At 61.3% G+C, this 20,707-nt stretch carries 17 protein-coding genes; 8 read left to right on the top strand and 9 right to left on the bottom strand.

The window, feature by feature from the left end; all coding sequences use genetic code 11:
• The first annotated feature begins 188 nt into the window (after window positions 1-188).
• A complete protein-coding gene (locus tag BTW07_RS11855) occupies window positions 189-1,190 on the top strand; it encodes a TerC family protein (RefSeq protein WP_075570377.1) in 1,002 nt (333 codons plus the stop codon).
• On the opposite strand, the gene BTW07_RS11850 is transcribed toward BTW07_RS11855, so the two are convergent.
• Window positions 1,147-2,898, bottom strand: coding sequence for an LTA synthase family protein (locus BTW07_RS11850; protein WP_075570376.1), 1,752 nt, complete (start codon window positions 2,896-2,898; stop codon window positions 1,147-1,149). The genes BTW07_RS11855 and BTW07_RS11850 overlap by 44 nt on opposite strands.
• Before the next feature lie 198 nt (window positions 2,899-3,096).
• Between BTW07_RS11850 and BTW07_RS11845 the strand changes: the two genes are divergently transcribed.
• The 3 genes from BTW07_RS11845 to BTW07_RS11835 all read left to right on the top strand — a co-directional run bounded on the left by BTW07_RS11845 (window position 3,097) and on the right by BTW07_RS11835 (window position 4,798).
• A complete protein-coding gene (locus BTW07_RS11845) occupies window positions 3,097-3,762 on the top strand; it encodes an alpha/beta hydrolase (protein ID WP_075570375.1) in 666 nt (221 codons plus the stop codon).
• A gap of 12 nt (window positions 3,763-3,774) precedes the next feature.
• A complete protein-coding gene (locus BTW07_RS11840) occupies window positions 3,775-4,404 on the top strand; it encodes a DUF938 domain-containing protein (protein ID WP_075570374.1) in 630 nt (209 codons plus the stop codon).
• A gap of 151 nt (window positions 4,405-4,555) precedes the next feature.
• Window positions 4,556-4,798, top strand: a complete 243-nt coding sequence (locus tag BTW07_RS11835; RefSeq protein WP_075570373.1) for a hypothetical protein — start codon at window positions 4,556-4,558, stop codon at window positions 4,796-4,798.
• 76 nt (window positions 4,799-4,874) lie between these two features.
• On the opposite strand, the gene BTW07_RS11830 is transcribed toward BTW07_RS11835, so the two are convergent.
• Window positions 4,875-6,290: a PhoH family protein gene (locus BTW07_RS11830; RefSeq protein ID WP_075570372.1), complete on the bottom strand. Its 1,416-nt coding sequence runs from the start codon at window positions 6,288-6,290 to the stop codon at window positions 4,875-4,877.
• Window positions 6,291-6,604: 314 nt separating this feature from the next.
• Window positions 6,605-8,059: a peptidoglycan DD-metalloendopeptidase family protein gene (locus BTW07_RS11825; protein WP_341864699.1), complete on the bottom strand. Its 1,455-nt coding sequence runs from the start codon at window positions 8,057-8,059 to the stop codon at window positions 6,605-6,607.
• A 677-nt stretch (window positions 8,060-8,736) separates the two neighbouring features.
• Between BTW07_RS11825 and BTW07_RS11820 the strand changes: the two genes are divergently transcribed.
• Window positions 8,737-9,675: a LysR family transcriptional regulator gene (locus tag BTW07_RS11820; RefSeq protein WP_075570370.1), complete on the top strand. Its 939-nt coding sequence runs from the start codon at window positions 8,737-8,739 to the stop codon at window positions 9,673-9,675.
• Window positions 9,676-9,854: 179 nt separating this feature from the next.
• Window positions 9,855-10,859 (top strand): glutathione S-transferase family protein, encoded by a 1,005-nt coding sequence (locus BTW07_RS11815; protein WP_075570369.1) that lies wholly within the window; start codon window positions 9,855-9,857, stop codon window positions 10,857-10,859.
• 51 nt (window positions 10,860-10,910) lie between these two features.
• On the opposite strand, the gene BTW07_RS11810 is transcribed toward BTW07_RS11815, so the two are convergent.
• Window positions 10,911-11,378 (bottom strand): YaiI/YqxD family protein, encoded by a 468-nt coding sequence (locus BTW07_RS11810; protein ID WP_075570368.1) that lies wholly within the window; start codon window positions 11,376-11,378, stop codon window positions 10,911-10,913.
• Window positions 11,379-12,009: 631 nt separating this feature from the next.
• Between BTW07_RS11810 and BTW07_RS11805 the strand changes: the two genes are divergently transcribed.
• Window positions 12,010-13,728, top strand: coding sequence for a DEAD/DEAH box helicase (locus tag BTW07_RS11805; protein ID WP_075570367.1), 1,719 nt, complete (start codon window positions 12,010-12,012; stop codon window positions 13,726-13,728).
• Window positions 13,729-14,172: 444 nt separating this feature from the next.
• Window positions 14,173-15,153, top strand: a complete 981-nt coding sequence (locus BTW07_RS11800) for a GntR family transcriptional regulator (protein WP_075570366.1) — start codon at window positions 14,173-14,175, stop codon at window positions 15,151-15,153.
• A gap of 36 nt (window positions 15,154-15,189) precedes the next feature.
• On the opposite strand, the gene BTW07_RS11795 is transcribed toward BTW07_RS11800, so the two are convergent.
• The 5 genes from BTW07_RS11795 to BTW07_RS11775 form a co-directional block, all read right to left on the bottom strand.
• The gene (locus BTW07_RS11795; RefSeq protein ID WP_075570365.1) at window positions 15,190-16,098 is read right to left on the bottom strand and encodes an NAD(P)-dependent oxidoreductase; all 909 of its coding nucleotides are present in this window, start codon (window positions 16,096-16,098) and stop codon (window positions 15,190-15,192) included.
• A 49-nt stretch (window positions 16,099-16,147) separates the two neighbouring features.
• Window positions 16,148-17,575 carry an FAD-binding oxidoreductase gene (locus tag BTW07_RS11790; RefSeq protein WP_075570364.1) on the bottom strand — a complete coding sequence of 476 codons (1,428 nt, stop codon included), beginning with the start codon at window positions 17,573-17,575 and terminating at the stop codon, window positions 16,148-16,150.
• A gap of 69 nt (window positions 17,576-17,644) precedes the next feature.
• A complete protein-coding gene (locus BTW07_RS11785) occupies window positions 17,645-18,901 on the bottom strand; it encodes a TRAP transporter large permease (RefSeq protein ID WP_110661361.1) in 1,257 nt (418 codons plus the stop codon).
• Complete coding sequence (locus tag BTW07_RS11780) at window positions 18,898-19,386, bottom strand: TRAP transporter small permease (RefSeq protein WP_075570483.1); 489 nt, start codon at window positions 19,384-19,386, stop codon at window positions 18,898-18,900. Before BTW07_RS11780 ends, BTW07_RS11785 begins: the two co-directional genes overlap by 4 nt.
• A gap of 63 nt (window positions 19,387-19,449) precedes the next feature.
• Entirely contained in the window at window positions 19,450-20,562 is a 1,113-nt protein-coding gene (locus BTW07_RS11775; protein WP_083941800.1) for a TRAP transporter substrate-binding protein, read from the bottom strand.
• Between the last annotated feature and the right edge of the window lie 145 nt (window positions 20,563-20,707).

Raw genomic sequence — 20,707 nt, 5'->3', positions numbered from 1 at the left:
CCAGCACGGAAGGGGAGTATCCCACGGGCAGGATCGATCGATCCTCCCCGACGATAGCGTCGTCAGCACGGGCCATATGCCCCGGCACTATCGGTCGCTCTGTCAGTCATGTCTTGAATTGAGACATGGGCAATCAGAGCGGCGGGAGAGACTTTCGGTGACGTTCACCGTCTACCGGAGGTTTCTCTATGCACGTACCCGTCTGGGTGTGGCTGGCGACTGTCGCTGGCATTGCCGCGCTGTTCATTTTCGATTTCTACGCCCATGTGCGTAAACCCCATGATCCCACGTTCAAGGAAGCGGCCTGGTGGTCGGTCTTCTTCATTGCCCTGGCCGCCATTTTCGGTGGCGGGCTGTGGTGGGTCTGGGGTGCACAGCATGGCGCCGAGTATTTTGCAGGTTTCATCACCGAGAAGAGCCTCTCGGTTGACAACCTGTTCGTCTTCCTGATCATCATGTCGAAGTTTGCGGTGCCGCGCGCTTATCAACAGAAAGCGCTGCTGATCGGGATCGTGATCGCGCTGATCCTGCGCGGACTCTTCATCGCCGTCGGTGCGGCGGCCATCGCGCAATTCAGTTGGGTGTTCTACCTGTTCGGGTTGTTCCTGCTCTATACCGCGTTCCAACTGGTGCGTGAGGGGGCGGGCGGTCATGACGAAAACGAAGAGTACGAGCCCAATGCCATCGTGCGCTGGATTCAGAAACGGCTGCCGGCAACCGATGAATTCGACAGCGATCGCCTGCTGACGGTCCAGAACGGCAAGCGTCTGGTGACACCGCTGTTCATGGTGGTGGTGGCGCTGGGCATGACCGACGTGCTGTTCGCGCTGGACTCGATCCCTGCGATCTATGGGCTGACCAAAGAGCCCTACATCGTGTTCACCACCAACGCCTTCGCGTTGCTGGGTTTGCTGCAGCTCTACTTCCTGCTCGGCGGCTTGCTGACGCGCCTGGTCTACCTCAGTCTGGGGCTGTCGTTCATCCTGGCCTTCATCGGCGTCAAACTGATCATCGAGGCGATGCATACCAACAGCCTGCCGTTCATCAATGACGGTCAGCCACTGCATCTGGTGCCGGAAATCCCGATCTGGCTGTCGATGACGATCATCCTGGGAACGCTGGTCATCACCACCGTTGCCAGCCTGATCAAGAGCCGGAACCTGAAGTCGTCACCTTCTCACCAGGAGTGACGTCGGCGTAAATCTGATGCAGCAGGCCGCGCATCGCCTGCATGGGAATTGCCGCATCCGGTCCGGGTGGAAACATGCCGGGCCGGAAACCGTGATCGAGGAACCCTGTCAGCAGTTGCGGGTCGTCGCTGATGATATGCAGCGGAACATCCTTGCCCGGGCTGGCGCCGATGATCGCCGGCGCGGCCTGGTGATCGCCGAGGATCATCATCAAGGTATGTTCGGTCGTTCGGTCTTCGCCTGATCCATCGTCGCCAAGCCTCTCCTTGCCAAACCCCTCGTTGCCACTCCCCTCGTTGCCCAGCTCATGGTTGCCCAGGTAGCGTTCGGCGAAGCCGAAGGCGGCCTGTAGCGAATAGTCGATGGCGGGTCCGTAGTTTCGACGCATCGCTTCGGTGTCATGCCACAGCGAGGCGTAATCTTTGCCCGCACCTTGCCAATGATCGAAGATTTCACCATCGGCGATCGTCGACCAGTCGTCGACCATGTCGATGACCGGCGACCACGGGGCGTGACTCGATAGCGTGGCCAGCTCGGTGAAAGTGGGGCCGTCATGGCGCGCGCGTACGTAGTCCTCGACCCGTTGCCAGGTGAACTGGTCCGGCATGCTGGCCCAACCCATCGAAGGGCCCCGGTAGCCCATGCTGTCGGCAGTATGAATTTCGTCGTAACCGTAGAGACTGCCTTCCGGCCAGTCCCGGGTAATGCCCGGCATGATGGCGATCGTATCGTGACCGGAGGCCTTGAAGTCGTCGATCAGGGTCGAATGCGGGCTGTTGATCATCAGCTCGAAGCGCAGCTGCGACGTAATGGGCAGGCCGCTGGCGAAAGTGGCATGGTTGAGCCACGACTGTCCGCCCAAGGTGGCAGCGGTGACGCGTCCGGTGACAACCGATAGGCCGGCAGCGGCGAGCTGGTTTTGTATCACCTCGAGGCGTGGCTGGATCTCGGTCTTGAACGGCGCGCGCTCGATGGCCGCTACGCCGTAGGATTCGATGAAGCCCAGAATCACATCGGTATTCGCCAGTCCCGGTAGCGACTGGCCGCCGGGTTTCGCATACGCGTGATCATCCTGATAAAGCCGGCGCCCGAACGTCGCCATGGCTTCGCGTGTCTGCAGGGCGCGCTGCCACTCGAACGTGATGAAGCTGACGGCAGGATGGCCGATCTTGGCCATCCATCCCGAGGCGTCGTCGTCCTGCAGGGTGTCGATGCGAGCGAGGCCGACACCGCCCACCACGATCAACAGCAGCGCGAGCCCGCGCGGCGTATTGCGAGCATGGAACCCTTGTAGCAGACCGGTCAGTACGAGGCCCAGGGCGAACAGGGCAAGGCCGACGATCAATAATCCGCCGATCGCCAGCGGCAGGCCGAGATTGGCAACGATCAGCTCGATCAGGATCGGAACCAGTTTGATGTCGACATAGAGGTTCAGGGAGCGACCCTGCATGGTCTGCATCAAGGCGTCTCCGGCCGCGCCGAAGACGATCGTCAGCGCGAAAAGCGCTACCAGGCCCGCTAGCCAGCGTCGCCAGGGCGCGGGCGGCAACAGCGCCAGTAAGCCGATGATTAGCGGCGCTTCGAGCGCGACCCAGTGTGTTGGCGGGAACCCGGCCCACGGCAGCTCCGGCGTCAGCAACAGGATGTCGAGTGACAGCAGGGCCAGTACCAGGTACCCGCGAGGTGCCTGGTTGAGAGAGAACATCATGGCTCGTCCTTGAGTCGTATCGGGCGATTCGAGGTCAGCATAGCACCGGTTCCAGATCGTCCCATGAGAAGCGTCGAGCCGTTGATCCAGCTAATGGGTTCTAGCTACGCAGCAGGCAAGCTTTCGGATGACACGTTAAACTGGGCGACGAAAATTTCGAACGCATACCGGGCTGACCGGTGAAGAGGGCAATCCAAGATGGCATCTGTGCAAGAACTGATCATTGAACCGACGGATGGGCGAACAGCCGATGCCTGTGTCATTCTGCTTCACGGACTGGGCGCCGACGGCCACGATTTCGAGCCGCTGGTACCGGCGCTGGGGCTGCCGGACTCGTTGGCCGTGCGCTTCGTGCTACCCCATGCGCCGCAGCTACCGGTGACCGTCAACGGTGGCATGACGATGTCGGCATGGTACGACATTCTGGAGATGAATCTTGGGCGTCGGGTCGATGTCGATCAGTTGCGCGCCTCCGCCGAGCGCATCCATTCATTGATCGATGATCAGATCGCTGCCGGCATCGATAGCCGTCGTATCGTGATCGCCGGCTTCTCCCAGGGCGGCGCGGTAGCCTATGAAGCGGCGCTCTCCTGTGCGCATCCCCTGGCCGGGCTGCTGGCGCTCTCGACCTATTTCGCGACCGCGGATAGCATCGACCTGGCCGGCGCCAACCGCCGTCTGCCCATCGAGGTTCATCATGGCTCGGCCGATCCGGTGGTCCCTGAAACGCTTGGCCGCGAAGGAGCCGAGCGCGTCGAGTCGCTTGGCTATCCGGTCAATTATCGCACCTATGAGATGGGGCATAGCCTGTGTCCGGAACAGGCGCAGGATATCGCCGCGTGGCTGACCGCGACGCTCGTTTGAACGGAGCCTGCCATGAACAGCATGGATAACCTCGAGGGCGGGCGCTCGGATCGTCGTCTTTCCAGTCCGGCCGCGCAGCGCAACCGGCGGCCGATTCTGGAGGTGTTGCAATCGGTGTTGCCGCAGACGGGGCGGGTGCTGGAAATCGCCAGCGGCAGTGGTGAGCACGCGGTCTATTTCGCTCGGCACCTGGCTCCGCTCTGCTGGCAGCCGACGGACCCGAGCGAGCGCGCGTTGGCATCGATCGATGCCTGGCGCGATACCGAAATGCTCGAAAATCTTGCCGCGCCGGTGCGCCTGGATGTCACCGGGCAGTGGCCGTCATTGCCCGATCTGGCAGCCATCGTCTGCATCAATCTGCTGCATATCTCGCCCTGGGGCGCGAGCGAGGCGCTGTTGGCCGAGGCGGGGCGGCAGCTACCCGCTGGCGGCTTGCTGATCGTCTATGGTCCTTTTCGAAGTAATGGCGAGCATACCGCGCCCAGTAACGAGGTGTTCGATGCGGATCTTCGCTCGCGCGACGCTCGCTGGGGAATACGCGATCTCGAAGCGGTCTTGGCGCTGGCCAACGACAACGGGTTCGCCTGCGAGGCGATTCACGAGTTACCGGCCAACAACCTGTGCGTGGTCTGGCGGCGCTGAACACCTCCTGGAGCAAGAGTCGTCCACGAGAGGGCGTCGCGGCGATTCGCGACTGACGCCGCAGCGATCCACAACTCGACTACACTCAACGCAGACGTTCGACGGTCCGCATTCAAGGGGCCGCGTTCAATGGTCAACAAGGAGCGATACCGTGTCAGACTTTTCCGAAGAGTTTCGTATGCCCAAGGGTTGCCCCAACTGCGGCAATCACATGATGAAAGTCTCTCAGGCCAAATCACCGGACGATCACGTCTATTGCACATCCTGCAACACGGAAGTCTGCGCGTGGGAAGAGGCCGAACGGATCATGGCCGAGACGCCTCGCAGCGAATCCGAGCAGTTGATCGAAGACGTCATGAACAACAAGAAGTCGTCCGAGGATGACGATCGATAGCAGGAGCCCGTGGCCCGACGAAAACGCCCTGGCTTGGCCAGGGCGTTTTGCGTCCGGTGGCAGGTCGTGGAGAAAGCTACAGCAGCTCTTCTGCGGCAAGCGCCAGTCTTGAACGCTCGACGCTTTTCAGCGTGATGTGACCGGCATGCGGCCAGTCACGGAAACGTTCCACGACCGCTGCCATGCCGCAGGTGTTGGCCGTGAGATAGGGGGTGTCGATCTGCCCCACGTTTCCCAGACAGACGATCTTGGTGTTACGCCCGGCCCGCGTCACCAGCGACTTGAGCTGCTTGGGCGTGAAGTTCTGTGCCTCGTCGATGATCAGGAAAGTATCGTTGAGCGTGCGTCCGCGCATGAAGGTGGGTGAGCGGATCTGCACGCGAGAACCAATCAGCTGTCGGGTGGCGCCATCGTTCCAGCTCGACGAGCCTTCACGCTCGTCGCGTAGCAGGTTATCCATGTTGTCGTGGAACGCGCCCATCCACGGCGACATCTTCTCCTCCTCGGTGCCCGGCAGAAAGCCGATATCCTCTCCCATCGGGATCGGCGCCCGGGTGAAGACGATACGTTCGAACCGCTTGCCGTCCAGCGTCTGCTGCAGCGCCGCTGCCAGGGTCATGAAGGTCTTGCCGGTACCGGCGCTGCCGGCGAGGGTGAGAAAGTCGATGGTGGGATCCATCAACAGGTTGAGGGCGAAGTTCTGACGGCTGTCATGCGCATGTACGCCCCAGACCCCGCCATGATGGCGATAGTTGACCAGCAGTTGCAGGGTGGCTCTGCTGGGCCCATGACTGCGTACGATCGCTTCGAATTCCGCACCGTTGTCGCTATCGGACACGAGCATTCCCACGTGCCAGTCCTCGGGAATACATCCCTCCAGATGATAGAACGTGTGGCCATCGGTCCGTTCGACCATGACCTCGACGTCCAGCGATTCCCACAGACTGCGACCGTCACGACCGGCATCGGCGTAGACTTTCGCCCCCTCGATCATGGCGTCGAGATCATCGAACGCCTTGTCGTTGAGATAGTCTTCGACCGGCACGTTGAGCGCCGCCGCCTTGACTCGCAGGTTGATGTCTTTGGTTACCAGCGTGACCGAGGCGTCCGGGCGTTCATCGCGAAGCCGGCAGGTTTCGGCGAGAATGCGATTATCTGGGGAGTTTTCCAAAGACTCCAGTGGGGCTAGGTCCGGATAACAGAGAAAGCGCAGCCGCCCGGCCGGGTCACCGGTGACGCGGGGAATGGGAATGCCTTGCTGTATTTCTTGCGGGGTAACGTGGGCAGTGAGGTCGGAGAGGGTACGGCTGATCTGGCGTGCCGTTCGCGCGATCTCGCGCATACCATTCTTGTGTTTATCGAGCTCCTCGAGCACGGTCATCGGGATGACGACGTCATGCTCTTCGAAGTGGTAGAGGGCTGCTGGGTCGTGGATCAGGACATTGGTGTCCAGTACGTAGAGCCTGTTAGCTTTCTTGTCGATTCGTACCATCGGCAAAAGCACTCCTGTGAGTTCAAGGCTTCTCGACCCTGACAGAGTGCGGTGACAGCTCGATGTCGCGCGATTCACTCCGTCAGTGCCACTGTCGTGGGAACGTAAAGACTGTGTCGGCGTTACCTCGCTGACGGATGAAGTCAGTACCAGAATGATCCGATACGCGCGAAAGTGCTACCCCCCTCTTGCACATTGATAACAAGCGCGGGCATCTGATCAACGGTTTGTTACGACTGGCCGGCGAGGACAAGACCGGCAGGCATGAAAAAGCCCTGCCATGGCAGGGCTCGAAAACCGGCGGACGAGGCGGCTCAGGTGTTGTCGTCGGTATCGCTGCTCTTCTTGACGTTGACCTGCGCGATGGCCGGTTCGTTGTCGCCATTCTGATCCAGCTTGGCCAGCAGATTTTCCGATTGGCGCTTGAACGCGGCCAAGGCATCGCCTCTGAGGCGCTGGGACTCCGGCAGCTTGACGCGCATGGCGTCGACCTGATGATTGTTGACCATTACCTCGTAGTGCAGGTGCGGGCCGGTAACGCGTCCGGTGCTGCCCGATAGTGCGATCTCCTCGCCCATCTTGACGTGTTCGCCCGGCTTGACCAGGGCCTTGCTCAAGTGGAGGTAGCGCGTCACGTAGCCGTTGTTGTGCCGAATGACGACGTAGCGCCCGGCGATCGGGTGATTGACCACCCGTTCGACCACGCCATCCGCCGGGGCATCGATGGGGGTGCCGCTGCGCATCGCGAAGTCGGTACCTTTGTGCGGGCTGATACGTCCGGTGACCGGGTGGTGGCGGCGCAGGTTGAACGGTGAGCTGATGCGGTAGTGGCCCTGGAACGGGTAGCGGTCGAAAGCGGGATCGAGGCTGTTGCCGTCCGGGGTATAGAAGTGATCGTCGGCGTCGTTACGCAGTACCGTCAGATTCATGCGCTGGCCCTCGTACTCGGCGGCCAGAACCTTGGAATCCATGGAGTGTCCGTCGATCATGTCGGACTCCACCAGGACTCGAAACTGATCGCCGGCGCGTGCATCGCGGCGAAAATCGAGTTTCTTCGACAGCACGCTGGTCAGTTCGGAGACTTCCGCATTGGAAAGGCCGGTCGACTGAGCTGACAGCGCGAACGAGCCATTGACGGTGCCGCTGAACATGCGCTGAGATGATTCACCGGTCTTTTCGATCGGTGAATAGGCAAAATCGGCGGTTTCGTCGTCGCGCTGAATCAGGTAGCCCTCGCGGGGATCCTTCATCAAACGCAGGGCGAGAAGCTGACCATGCTCATCGAGTTTATAGTCGAAGCTGTGACCGACGCGCCAGCGAGTCAGCACTTTCTTGTCGGGTACGGTGTTGAGAATCTGCATCACATCGCTGTAAGCCAGACCCAACGTTCTCTCGGCGGTCAGCGCGAAAGAATCACCGTTCTGAATGGTGTAACTTTGCCACTCCGGTACATAGGTTTCGCGAGAAGCGATCTCGTCGCCCAACTCCGTATCGCCGGAAGGGTCCAGCGAGTTGTCGAAAGACCAATCTTCATAAGACGTACCACCGATGCTGTCATCGTCTTCATCGGTCGCAGACTGGATGTCTTCTGCAGGCAGCTGTCTCGCCAATTGTTTGACGCCGGGCGTGATTGCCGGCTTGACGATGGGAGAGACGGCCTGATTCGGCATCGATGCCGAAGAGCCTTCATCGGCCTGCGCTTCAGGGATGAGGTCGAGGCGCATCACTTCCAACGGCTTGAGTTGCGCCAGCGGGATATCTTTCGCCAAATCGCCGAAAGAAAATGTGGTAGAGGCCGGCTCATCTGACGCGGCCGAATTGACGATCGACTGAGAAATGGTGGTCGTCGTCGCAACGGGAATCTGATTTTGTGCGCTTTCGGTGTCCCCGAAAACGCCGATAATTTTCTGCGTACCCAGCACGGTGACCATGGTGGCAACCGGTAGCAATAACACTTTATGCGTGCGGGGTAGCGAATGAAATATTCGCAACATGAAGTTGAAGGCCCGGATAAAAAGGATGACAAATTTAAATAAAGGCCGGAGAACCATACCCCAAGCGGGTGTTAATTGCCTAGTCTGTATTTAAATACAGTATCTGTGCCCGCGTCATTCGGGCGATGACGCAGTCGTGAGGAATGCGTTCAGGGGCTGAGTTTGAAGGGCCGGGGTAAGAGGATGTAACGCAGTAGTGCACGATGTTGCACTGATATGGTGCTAAACAAATGGCTGTTTTCGGGTTCGAACCATTCCCGTAAAAGTTCTGTAGAACTTTTATTGCGTATCGAGATTGCGTCATTCTGGACGATTCTGTCGGCACCGTGACAATGAGTCATTCACAATCGGAACGGTAGTGCTCGATCTGTGGGTAGAATGTCAAAAGAAAAGACATCGGGATTTTTACCCCTTCTTCTGCAGATCCGGTTTCGCGCTAACAGGAGAGAGATGTGCCGAAAGTGACATTGCTGCAGTGGCAAATGTTGGCGGCGGTGGCGGATAACGGTGGATTTGCCAAGGCCGCCGAAGTGATTCATCGGAGTCCGTCGACGCTCAATCATGCGATTCACAAGATCGAGGAACAGCTGGGCGTGACGCTCTTCGAACCTAAAGGACGTCAGGTCGTGCTGACCGAGGCGGGAGCTCTGCTGCTGCGTCGCGCACGCCAGTTGATCGAAAATGCGGCGTCACTGGAAGATGTGGCCGAGCGTCTTGCCGGCGGGCTCGAAGCGGAAGTGACGCTGGCGGTGGATCAGGTCTTTCCCGCCGATGCGTTGGCCGAGGCACTGACACAGTTTTCCGATGCCTTTCCGCACGTGCGTATCCAATTGCACGAGACGGTACTCAACGGTGCTGTCGAGATGTTGTACGAGGGGCGCGCCGATCTGATCATCTCCGGTGTCAGCGCGCAGGGATTTTTGGGGCAACCCATCGTGGACGTTCCCTTTATCGCCGTTGCGCATCCCCGACATCCTCTGCATCAATTGCAACGCGAGCTCGATCTGCGGGACCTGGAGCGGTATCGGCAACTGGTCGTGCGCGATTCCGCGATTCGCCATCGGCTCGATGCCGGCTGGCTGAAGGCCGAACAACGCTGGACGCTTGGCCATCTGTCGACCTCGATCGATATGCTGGAACGGGGTCTGGGCTTTGCGTGGGTGCCGGAAACTCGCATTCGTACGGCGCTGGATCAGGGGCGGTTGAAGGCGCTGCCGCTGCGTGCCGGTGGCGTGCGCCGGGTTTCGCTCCAGGTCGTCTACCGGGACGTCGATGGTGCCGGCCCGGCAACGCTGGCGCTGGCCCGAACGCTGATGGCGAGCGTAGTGACAACCTGCCCCCGAGAGGCGCTGCCTCAGGAACGGGACCCGTCGAGGCAGCCGAACGAATGAGTCGAGTCATTGCGCTCGACCTCTCGGCAACTATGCCTATGCTGTCTTCGATACAGCTTCCGCTGTTGGTGGCTCGCCGATGACGACCGGGAATCGGGCGTCGTCTGCAGTGGCGTGCATTTGGCTGCGCGACAACCATCGTCGAACGGCATGAACCGTCGAATGAACAGGAGAGCGTCATGGGATTGCTTGTCGAGGGAGAATGGCGAGATCAGTGGTACGACACCAAGAGCCATGGCGGCGAATTCGTACGCGAATCCGCCAAGCTGCGCGACTGGATCACCCCAGCCGGCGCAGCGGGGCCGGATGGCCAGCCTGGGCTAGCGGCAGAACCCGGTCGCTACCATCTATACGTATCGCTGGCTTGTCCTTGGGCCCACCGCACGCTGATCATGCGCAAGCTCAAGGGCCTGGAAGGATTGATCGGCGTTTCTCATACCAGCCCGCTGATGCTCGATCAGGGCTGGTCCTATCGGATCGATGAGGGATCGAGTGGCGATGACCTCAATCACGTCGATTATCATCGCCAGCTCTACACCCTGAGCGATCCTCACTACACGGGCCGAGTGACGGTGCCGGCGCTGTGGGACCGACACCAGCGGCGTATCGTCAACAATGAATCGGCAGAGATTCTGCGCATGTTGAATTCGGCCTTCGATGAGTTGACCGGCAATCGTCTGGATTTCTATCCTGCCGATCTGCGCGATGTCATCGACGCGGTCAATGCGGATGTCTACGACAACATCAATAATGGAGTCTACAAGACCGGCTTCGCGACCGAGCAGGCGGTCTACGAAAAGCATTTCGAGGCGTTGTTCGCGTGTCTCGATCGTATGGAGGCGCGCCTCGATGGCCAGCGCTACCTCGCAGGTGCATGGCTGACGGAAGCCGATATCCGTCTATTCACCACGCTGGTGCGTTTCGATGCCGTCTATTACGGCCACTTCAAGTGCAACCGGCAGCCCATTGCGGATTTCCCGAACCTCTCGAATTACCTGCGGGAACTCTATCAGTGGCCGGGCATGACGGAGACGGTCGACTTCGATCACATCAAGCGCCATTACTATTACAGCCATCCGACGATCAATCCGACCCGGATCGTTCCGGTGGGCCCTTCTCTGGCGCTGGATGCGCCCCATGATCGCGAGCGGTTGCCGGGGCAGGGGATTCGCGGCGCCGACTGACAGTCCACGCTGTTCCCGGCGCGGGTATGGCTCGTGCCGGGATTGGCTGCGTCAGGCGCGAACATGGCGCTGCAACCAGCGATCCAGCGCATTGGCGAACTCTCGTCGATCGCCGTCGGTATAGGCGTTGGGCCCCCGGGTATGTTCACCGCTGGCGCGCAGGGTCTCCATGAAGTCACGCATCTGCACCCGTGCCTTGATGTTGTCGAGCGTCAGGCTTTCACCGCGGGTGGTCATGACCTCGGCTCCTCGTTCGATGACTTCCTGCGCCAACGGCAGGTCGCTGGTGATGACGAGATCGCCAGCGGTAGCCGCCTCGACGATGGCGTTGTCCGCGGCGTCGAATCCCTGCGCCACCATGCGTGACTTGACCCACGCCGACGGCGGCAGCGACAGCGCATGATTGGCGACCATCCAGGCCTGGGTGCGGGTGCGCTCGGCGGCGCGGATGATGATGTCGCGAGCGACGCGAGGGCAGGCGTCGGCGTCGATCCACAGCGTGGGTTTGGGTATCGGCATGGCGAAGGGGCTCGGCGTCCAGAGAAAAGAAGTAAGGTGGCAAGGAATCGGATCAAAAGGGGTGCGGTTAGAAGAGATCCGGTTAGAAGAAACCGGATTGCCGGCAACCGCTTTGCAAAAAACGGGAGAAGCGAGGAAAACCCGCAGTCTACGGGGTTCGGCGGTGAGTATCATCCCGTGCCGGGTAGGCCGGCGGAAGGGTGCCTGGAGCTCGTTCAGACGTGCCTCTCTGAACGGGCCGCCCAGCGTCCCGCGGGTAGGATTTTTACGTTCCGGTGGTGAAGCGCCTACATCGATGGTATAGTAGCGCCTCCTCGCATGTGTTGACCCCACCATCCTGCCGATATGTCTGTAATCGACGCCATCGACCTGTGAGTCGATGCCCAGCACCGGACGTATCTCGTACATGACGCACGGCTCTGCCGTTTTCGCGTCCGGATGCAACGATGGAGCGCCTAGATCGGTTGATGTTTCAAGCAACCGGGCGCATCAAGGTCGCCACATACGCTATCGCTTTCGTGAATCACGGAGTGATAAGCGCAATGCCTGGTGCGACCGGCATTCAGTGGTGATCACGCCATTAATGCCATGACATTTTCGCCGGTGCCTACCGGCAACTCCAAGGTGTGAAATGACCTCGACTGTTACTGCTTCGCCTAGCTTTGGCGATCTGGCTCTATTGCCGGAAGTACTGACTGCCCTCGAAACCCTGGGCTATGAAACTCCTTCGCCGATCCAGACGCAGACCATCCCTGCGCTGCTGGAAGGGCGTGACATGCTGGGCCAGGCGCAGACCGGTACCGGCAAGACCGCAGCGTTCGCGCTGCCGCTGCTGAGCCGTCTCGATCTCGGCCGGCGTGAACCGCAAGTATTGGTGCTGGCGCCGACTCGGGAACTGGCGCAGCAGGTTGCCGTTTCGTTCTCGAAGTACGGTCAGAATCTGAAAGGCCTGGAAATCGCGACTCTCTGTGGCGGCCAGGATTATCGCGAGCAGCTGTCGGCGCTGAAGCGTGGCGCTCAGGTCGTCGTCGGCACGCCCGGTCGCATCATCGATCACCTGGATCGCAAAAGCCTCAAGCTCGACGGTCTGTCAGCCCTGGTGCTCGACGAAGCCGACGAGATGCTGCGCATGGGCTTCATCGATGACGTCAAGCGCGTCGTGGCAGACACGCCGAAAGACGCCCAGCGGGTTTTCTTCTCGGCCACGTTGCCGAGCGAGATCGAGCGTATCGTCAATCGTTATCTGGTCGATCCGGTCAAGGTCGCGATCGATTCCAAGATCAGCACCGGCGAGAACATCAAGCAGCGGGTAGTCCGTGTCGAAGGCCCCAGCAAGCTGGAGGCGCTGGCCCGTATCCTGGAAATCGAAGCGGTCGACGCGGCCATCGTGTTCGTCCGTACTCGTGCCGCCTGTACCACGTTGGTCGAGCAGCTTACCGCGCGCGGCGTCAACGCAGCCGGGCTGTCGGGCGATCTCGATCAGAGCCTGCGCGAGCGTACCGTGACGCGTCTCAAGCGTGGCAAGGTCGACGTGCTGGTGGCAACCGATGTCGCGGCTCGTGGCCTCGATGTGCCGCGGATCACGCACGTGGTCAACTATGACCTGCCGCAGGATTCCGAAGCCTACATTCACCGTATCGGTCGTACCGGCCGTGCGGGCCGAGACGGCATCGCCATTACCTTCGCCGGTGGCCGCGAGTCCCGCAAAGTGCGTTGGGTCGAGCAGGCGACCGGCCAGTCCATGACCGAGATGCCGCTACCCGACGACGCGGCCATTCGCGCGCACCGGGATGATCGCTTCAGTGCGCGTCTGCGCGAAATGCTCGAAGCTGGCGCGGATCATCAGCGTGGACTGATCGAGAAGCTGGTCGAAGAGGGTCATGACCCGATCGATCTGGCAGCGGCGCTGGCGACGTTGGCACGTGGTGGCGAAGCCCCGATCGGTCGCATCACCAACTCGCCGGCTCGCCGCGAGACGGGACGCGAGAGTGGTGGTCGTGACAGCAGCCGCGAGCGCGCACCGCGTCGTCGCGAAAGCACGCCGCGTGAAGGCATGACGCGTTATCGCGTCTCGGTAGGCCACAAAGACGGCGTCAAGCCGGGCCAACTGGTCGGCGCGCTGGCCAATGAAGGCGGTATCGAAGGCGGTCGAATCGGTCGTATCGATATTCGCAACGCCTTCTCCGTGGTCGAGCTGCCGAGCGGTCTGCCCGCCTCGATTCTGACCAAGATGGCTCGTGCTCGTGTTGGTGGGCGGCCGTTGGAAATCTCCGAGGATGACGGTGCGCCCGAACGCGCGCCGCGTCGCCGCACCGATGGCGATGCCCCGGTTCGTCGCTCTCGCGCCTGAAACCAAGCGGGTCTGACCCGAGTTGGACAGACGCAAACGAGTGATATCCGATAGCGATGCCTGCTATCGTCAAAGCGCCGCCCACTGATGTGGGCGGCGCTTTTCTGGTGGTCACCCCGCGTATCAGGTGCTAGGCGCTGTCTGAAAACTGCCTGCGCTCGGCCATGCGGCGTTAAAAATCGGCTGGTGCGCCAGCCCGGTCAAGAGGCTCATTGACACCGCGTAAACGGGTACGCCAGCCCGGTCCGTCTTCATCGATTCTTGCCTTGGCTACGCGCCCCGGTCTTGCCGTCGCTCCTCGACTTTTCAGACAGCGCCTAGTCCCTAGGTCGGACAGTCAGTGACGATCTTTGTATGCAATACTCGTTATCGCTGAATCGTGGCACGTGCCGGTTCACGCGCTCCCGATACACTTGCTCCCGATACGTGGCGGAAACGAGGTCGATGGCCAAGACGCTCAAGGATCAGTTATACGAAGCGCTGCTGCGCAGCATGGCCAGCGGTCATCTGGAGCCCGGGCTGGTACTGCTCGAGGGAAACATCGCCGACATTTTCGGCATGAGTCGCTCGCCGGTACGCCAGACCCTGGGTCGGCTGCACCAGGAAGGCGCCATCAGTCGCTTCGAGGGGCGGGGGTTTCTGGTGGGGCGCGAGCCTCGCGCGGTCGTACGTCGTTCGCTGACCGCCGCGGATTTTCGCGCGGCGGGCGGCAGGGCTTCGGTCAAACGCACGGATTCCTGGCGCGCCTTGGCGGAAAAGGTCGAGCACGACATCGTGCTCTGCTCGATGAAGGGTCGTCTCGAGCTCAATGAGCTGCAACTGGCCAAGTCGCTGGACGTCAGTCGTGCCACGACCTACCGTATCCTGTTGCAGCTGCAGTCGCTCGGTGTCGTCGAGAAGATCAAGTACAGCAGCTGGAATGTGGTGCCGCTGGATAACGAGCGATTGCATCAGCTGTATGATGCCCGCCGCCAGTTGGAGCCGTTCATGATCGCGCGCGCCTGCGAGCGGATCTCCGATGCTGCCATCCAGCGCTATCTGGATAGACTGGATCGCGCCCAGGCTCGTTACCCCAGGGTTCAGGCCAGCCAGCTCGATGCGCTGGAAAACGATCTGCATCATGAAGCGCTGGAGCATGGTGGCAATTCCGAGATCCTGATCATGCTCCAACGGACGCGACCGATCCTGTTGATCAGTAAACATCTGCTGGGTGGGGAGATCGAATTGCCGCCCGGCGACCCATTCTTCGCCGCGCATCGGCAGGTCTTCGAAGACATGCTGGCGCGTCGTCCGGCGTCGGCCAGCGCGGCGCTGTATCGGCATCTTCAAACGTCGGAGTCACTGGTTCAGGAGCGGTTGGCCAATTTCAGGCACGCCGGCGAACTACGGGCGCCGGGATATCTGCGCTGGTTGAGCCAGCGCTAACCGGACAGATCGCCGGCTGCCCGTCGTGTCGTGAGCTCAGTCGACCGGCATGCCGTTGCGCCGGCGCAACTCCCGGATCAGCGCGCTGTGGTCCAGCTCGCCATCGCCATGGCTCAGCATGTCGCCAAACAGCGCATCGGCCTGACGGCTCATGGGCAGATCCAGCGCCAGCTGCGACATCTGGGCCATTGCCGTCTGGGTATCCTTGTACTGCCACTTGGCCGCGCCGCCCGGGGCGAAGTCCTCCTCGAGCATGCGCTGACCGTGCATCTTGAGGATCGTCGAGTCCGCGAACCCGCCCATCAACGCCATCCGCACCTGCGCGGGATCGGCACCGCCGCGTTCCACCAGCAGCAAGGCTTCCGCCACGGTGGCGATGGTATTCGCCACGATCATCTGGTTGGCGAGCTTGGCCAACTGACCGCTTCCCGCGGGCCCGACATGCGTCGGGCGGCCAAGAATTCCCAGCAAGGCCCGGCAACGATCGAAGACCTCTACCTCGCCACCGGCCATGATCGCCAGTGTGCCGTCGATGGCGCCGCGTTCGCCCCCCGAGACCGGCGCATCCAGGTAGCCGACGTCGTGGCGATTGGCGATGTCGGCCTGATGGCGAGCCGTCTCCACGGGGATCGAGCTCATCACGATCAGAATGCTGCCGGGTGACATCGTGGCGATGACGCCGTCGTCTCCCAGCAGGATCTCGTCGCAGACGGGCCCCGCGCTCAGCATGACGATGACCACATCGGCGCCGCGTGCAGCGGCCTCGGGCGAACTGGCCGTTTCGACACCGGCTTGCTGTAAGGGTGTCAGCTTGTCGAGCGTGCGATTCCAGGCGCGAACGCGATGCCTGGCCGCGGCCAGGCGACCGGCCATGGGCGCCCCCATGATGCCGGTGCCGATGAAACCAACGATCTGGCTGTCCTGAACCGCGTTAGGGTCGTGCATGGCGAGGCTTCCTGAGCAAAATCGAGCGCGCCGGGCGAACCCGGGCGCATCAATCGATGGGGCGGGGGAGAATGCGACCTGGCGACATCAGGCACCTCGGATCCAGTAGATGCTTGAGGCCTCGCATGATGTCGTACTCCGGCTCCGATAGCGTCTCCAGGAAAGCGCTCTGCTTGAAGCGACCGATACCGTGCTCGGCGCTGATGCTGCCGTCGAAGTCGTCGACGATACCGAACAGTCTTTCCTCCAGCTCATGCAGCAGTGCAGCACGTTCGTCGGCTTCGAGGCCGGGTGGCGGCAGAATGTTGAAATGAAGATTGCCATCGCCGATGTGACCATAGGCGATGACCGTCGCCTGGGGGTACAGATCCTGAATCTCGTGGGAGGCGCGTTCATGAAACGCGCTCAGCGAGGAGATCGGTATCGAAATATCCGTACGTAGGTGCTCGCCGCGATTGCGCTGACCTTCGAGCATCGCCTCGCGAATGTGCCACAGGTTGCGGGCCTGCGTTTCGCTGCTGGCGAGCACGCCATCGGTGAGTGCGCCGGCTTCGAAACCGCGCTCGAACAGGTTCTCGATCATCGCGTCGAGATCTGCCGGCCCGCTCGCCGCCGCTTCCATCAGTACGTAGACCGGCGACGGCGTCTCCAGTGGATCGCGCAACTCGGGTAACGCCTCCATGGCGAGCTCGAGACAGGTGCGCGGGACCAGTTCGAAAGCGGTCAACAGATCGCAACAGCTACGGCGTGCTAGCGCATAGAGTTTGAGCACCGCGTCGATATCCGGGCAAGCCAGCAGCGCTGTCCGGCTGACCTGGGGGCGGGGGAAAAGCTTGAGCACTGCGCCGGTGACGATGCCGAGCGTGCCTTCCGCGCCGATGAACAGCTGCTTCAGGTCGTAGCCGGTGTTGTTCTTGTGCAGCGCCTTCATGCCGTTGTAGATACGCCCGTCCGGCAGCACTACCTCCAGCCCCAGAACCAGCTGACGCATCATGCCGTAGCGCAGCACGTTGAGCCCGCCGGCGTTGGTCGAGACGTTGCCGCCTATCTGACAGCTTCCCTGAGCCCCCAACGAGAGGGGAAAATCACAGTCGGCGGCGGCGGCGGCATCCTTGATCGACTGCAGCACGCAGCCGCCGTCGACACTCATGGTGAAATTGATGGGGTCGACATGGCGGATCGCGGTCATCCGCTCGAGACTGAGGACCAGCTCGGGATAATCCGCATCAGGCAGCGCGCCGCCAACCAGCCCGCTGTGACCGCCCTGCGGCACCAGCGGGATATCATGACGATGGCAGTAGCTGACCACGTCTGCTACCTGGCGCGTCGTCGAGGGACGGGCGACGGCCAGCGGCGCGGCGCCGCGATAGCCCGGCCAGTCGACACGATAGCGCTCCATGTCGCCGCCATCGGTCAGCAGCCCGCGCTTGCCCAGCAGCGCCGACAGGTCGTCGAACAGCGCTTCACGCGTGGTCATGGGTCACCTCTCGAAACATCGTCAAAAACCGCTTCGTCGAAACACTCGATCTCATCGGAACCCCTCACGTCAGCGATACCACAGCACGATTTGAGGGAAGATCAGGAACAGTGCCAGCAGGGCGACCAGCGTGAAATAGAACGGCAGCAGGCTCTTGACCAGACTCTCCATGCCGACCTTGCCCACGCCGCAGCCGACATAGAGCACCGTTCCCACTGGCGGGGTGATCAAGCCGATCCCCAGAACGAACGACATCAGCACGCCGAAATAGACCGGATCGACGCCCAGTTTGACCACGACCGGGGTCATCAGCGGTGCCAGGATGACCATCGCCGGCGTGAGGTCCATGAAAAAGCCGACCACCAGCAGGAAGCCCGTCAGTATCAGCAGCAACAGGAACTGGTTCTCGGTGATGGTCGAGAGAGTGACCACCAGTTGCTGTGGAATCATGTTGGCCGTCAGCAGCCAGGCCAGGACGCTGGCAAAAGCGAGCAGCAACATCACGACGCCGGTGAGTTTTCCAGTGGCGATACACAGTTCGAAGAAGCGTTTCAGCGTCAGGCTACGGTAGATGAAAAACGATACCGCGAAGGCATAGACCAGCGCGATCGCCGCGCTTTCGGTCGGTGTGAACACGCCCGACAGGATGCCGCCGACGATGATGACTGGCAGCAGCAGGGCCAGCAGCGATTCCTTCAGCGCCGCGAACAGCTCAGGCACGGAAAACGGCTGGCCGCGGCCGTTCTTGCGAGACTGTACGTAAGTCGTGATCGCCAGCCCCAGCGTGATCAGGATGCCGGGCACGATTCCCGCCATGAACAGCTGCGAGATCGAGGTATTGGTGACAACGCCGAACAGAATCATCGGTATCGATGGCGGGATGATGATGCCGACGACCGATGCCGCCACCACGATCGCGGTCGCCAGCGGCGCGCTGTAGCGATGCTGCTTCATGGGTTCGATCATCATGCTGCCCACGGCGGAGGCATCGGCGACGGCGGAGCCGCTGATGCCGCCGAAGAACATCGAGGTCAACACTGCGACCTGACCCAGACCGCCGGCGACGAAGCCCACCAGCGCACTGGCGAGGCGAACCAGACGTGTCGCGATCCCCCCGGCGCTCATCACTTCCCCGACCAGGATGAACAGCGGTATCGCCAACAGCGGGAAGGAGTCCAGCCCGTTGACCGCCTGGGAGACGATCGGCGACAGCGAGTAGCCGGATTCGAAGAAAATAAACAGGCTGATGGCCGCCAGACCGAACGAGATCGGCATGCCAATGACGATACAGACCGCCAGCCCTATCAGGATGCTCCACAGGATCATGGCGTCTTGCTCCGAAACAGGCCAACCAGGGCGATGGTGTTGGCGATTATGGTGAGGATCGCCATTACCGGCATGGCGCTATAGAGAAAGGTCTGCGGAATGCCCAGCATCGGGGTGGCGCTGGTGTAGCCCGAGATGACTTCGTTGAACCCGAGCAGGATGCAGATGCAGACGACGTAGACGATGGCGATGCTCAGCAACGCCGCAGCCTTGCGCAGCCCGGCAGGGGCCTTGTCGCGGAAGAAGGTGACCGCCACGTGCTCGTTGCCGAGACTGCCGACGCCGGCACCCAGCAGCACCAGCCAGATGAACAATACCCGGGAGAGTTCCTCGGCCCAGGTATAGGAATAGTTGAGAACGAAGCGGCCAAAGACGTTGGCCGTGACGCAGAAAACGACGCCCAGCACGAGCAGCCCGGCAGCGATTTCCAGCGTTTGACGCAGCCAGCCCAGGAGACCCCGGGTAGCAGGGGTGTCGGCACTCATCATGATCTCCGTAATCCTTCAAGGTTCGCCGCCCGCGCCCATGCGCCGACGGCGAAGCGACACTTACTTCGAGTCGACCTTCGACTCGGCGCGGATGCGGTCGATCAAGTCGCCGCCGATCTTGTCACGCCAGTCGTCGTAGACCGGGGCCAGGTCTTGCTGGAAGACGGCGACCTGTTCCGGCGTCAGCTCGGTGATCTTCATGCCATCGTCCTTCAGTTCCTGTTTGATCTGATCGTTCATGACACGGCTGACGTGGCGTTCGTAGTCGCCCATCTGCTTGGCGGCATCACGCAGCAGCTGCTGATAGCTTTCCGGCAGCCGGTTCCAGGTGCGCTCGGAGACCAGCGTGATGAACGGCGTGTAGACGTGGTTTGTCTCGGTGGCGTATGGCTGGACCTCGTTGAACTTGGAGGACTCGATGGTGATCCACGGGTTTTCCTGGCCGTCGACCACGCCCTGCTCGAGCGCCGTGAACAGCTCGGCGAACGACATCGGGGTGGGGTTGGCGCCGAGCGTTCGCCAGATATCCAGATGGATCGGGTTCTGCATGGTGCGGACTTTCAGGCCATCGAGATCGGCGGGAGAGGTCACGGCATGTTCGCTGTTGGTCAGCTGACGATAGCCATTCTCGGACCAGCCGATAGCCACCAGTCCTTTGGTCGAGGCGTCCTTGAGCATCTGCTGTCCGATATCGCCGTCGAGCACCTTGTCGGCGATCTCGGGTGTCGGAAACAGGAAGGGAAGGTCGAACACCGCGAACTGCGGGAACATGCTGACCATGGGTGAAGTGGAAGGCGCCGTCATGTCCAGCGTGCCGGCCTGGAGGGCGCTGACCGACTGGAGATCGTCGCCGAGCTGGGCACTATGGAACGTCTGCACCTTGATATGATCGTCGCTGCGCTGCTCGACGATCTTCTTGAAATACTCCAGGCCACGATACTGCGCGCTGGACTGAGTCAGCCCGATGTTGAACTTGAGGTTGTAGTCGTTGCCATCGCCCTTGACGACATCACCGGTGACGTCCGGCAAAGGAGGCATTTCGGTGGCAGCCACCGCCGACAGGCTGGTCAAGCTCAGCAGCGCGGCTGCCATCAGCGTTGTCAGCGAGGAACGTGTGCGGGCGGGGCGCGTGTTTGGATGAGTCGTGCGATGGGAAGGTGTGATTGTTGTCATTTTCAACTCCAGAACGTTAGTGAAGTGAATAGCGTGAATGGCGTGAAAAGCCTGTGTGGCCTGCGAAACGGCGCCGCCGGGTGTCGGCGGTGCCCGAATGCTCGGGGTGGCGGCATGAGCGACGCCATGGGTTGATCTTCAGGTG

This window comes from Salinicola socius (genome assembly GCF_001937195.1).
Taxonomy (GTDB): Bacteria; Pseudomonadota; Gammaproteobacteria; order Pseudomonadales; family Halomonadaceae; genus Salinicola; species Salinicola socius.
Note: the sequence above shows the minus strand (reverse complement) of the source record. Positions and strands in the feature narration are given on the sequence as shown.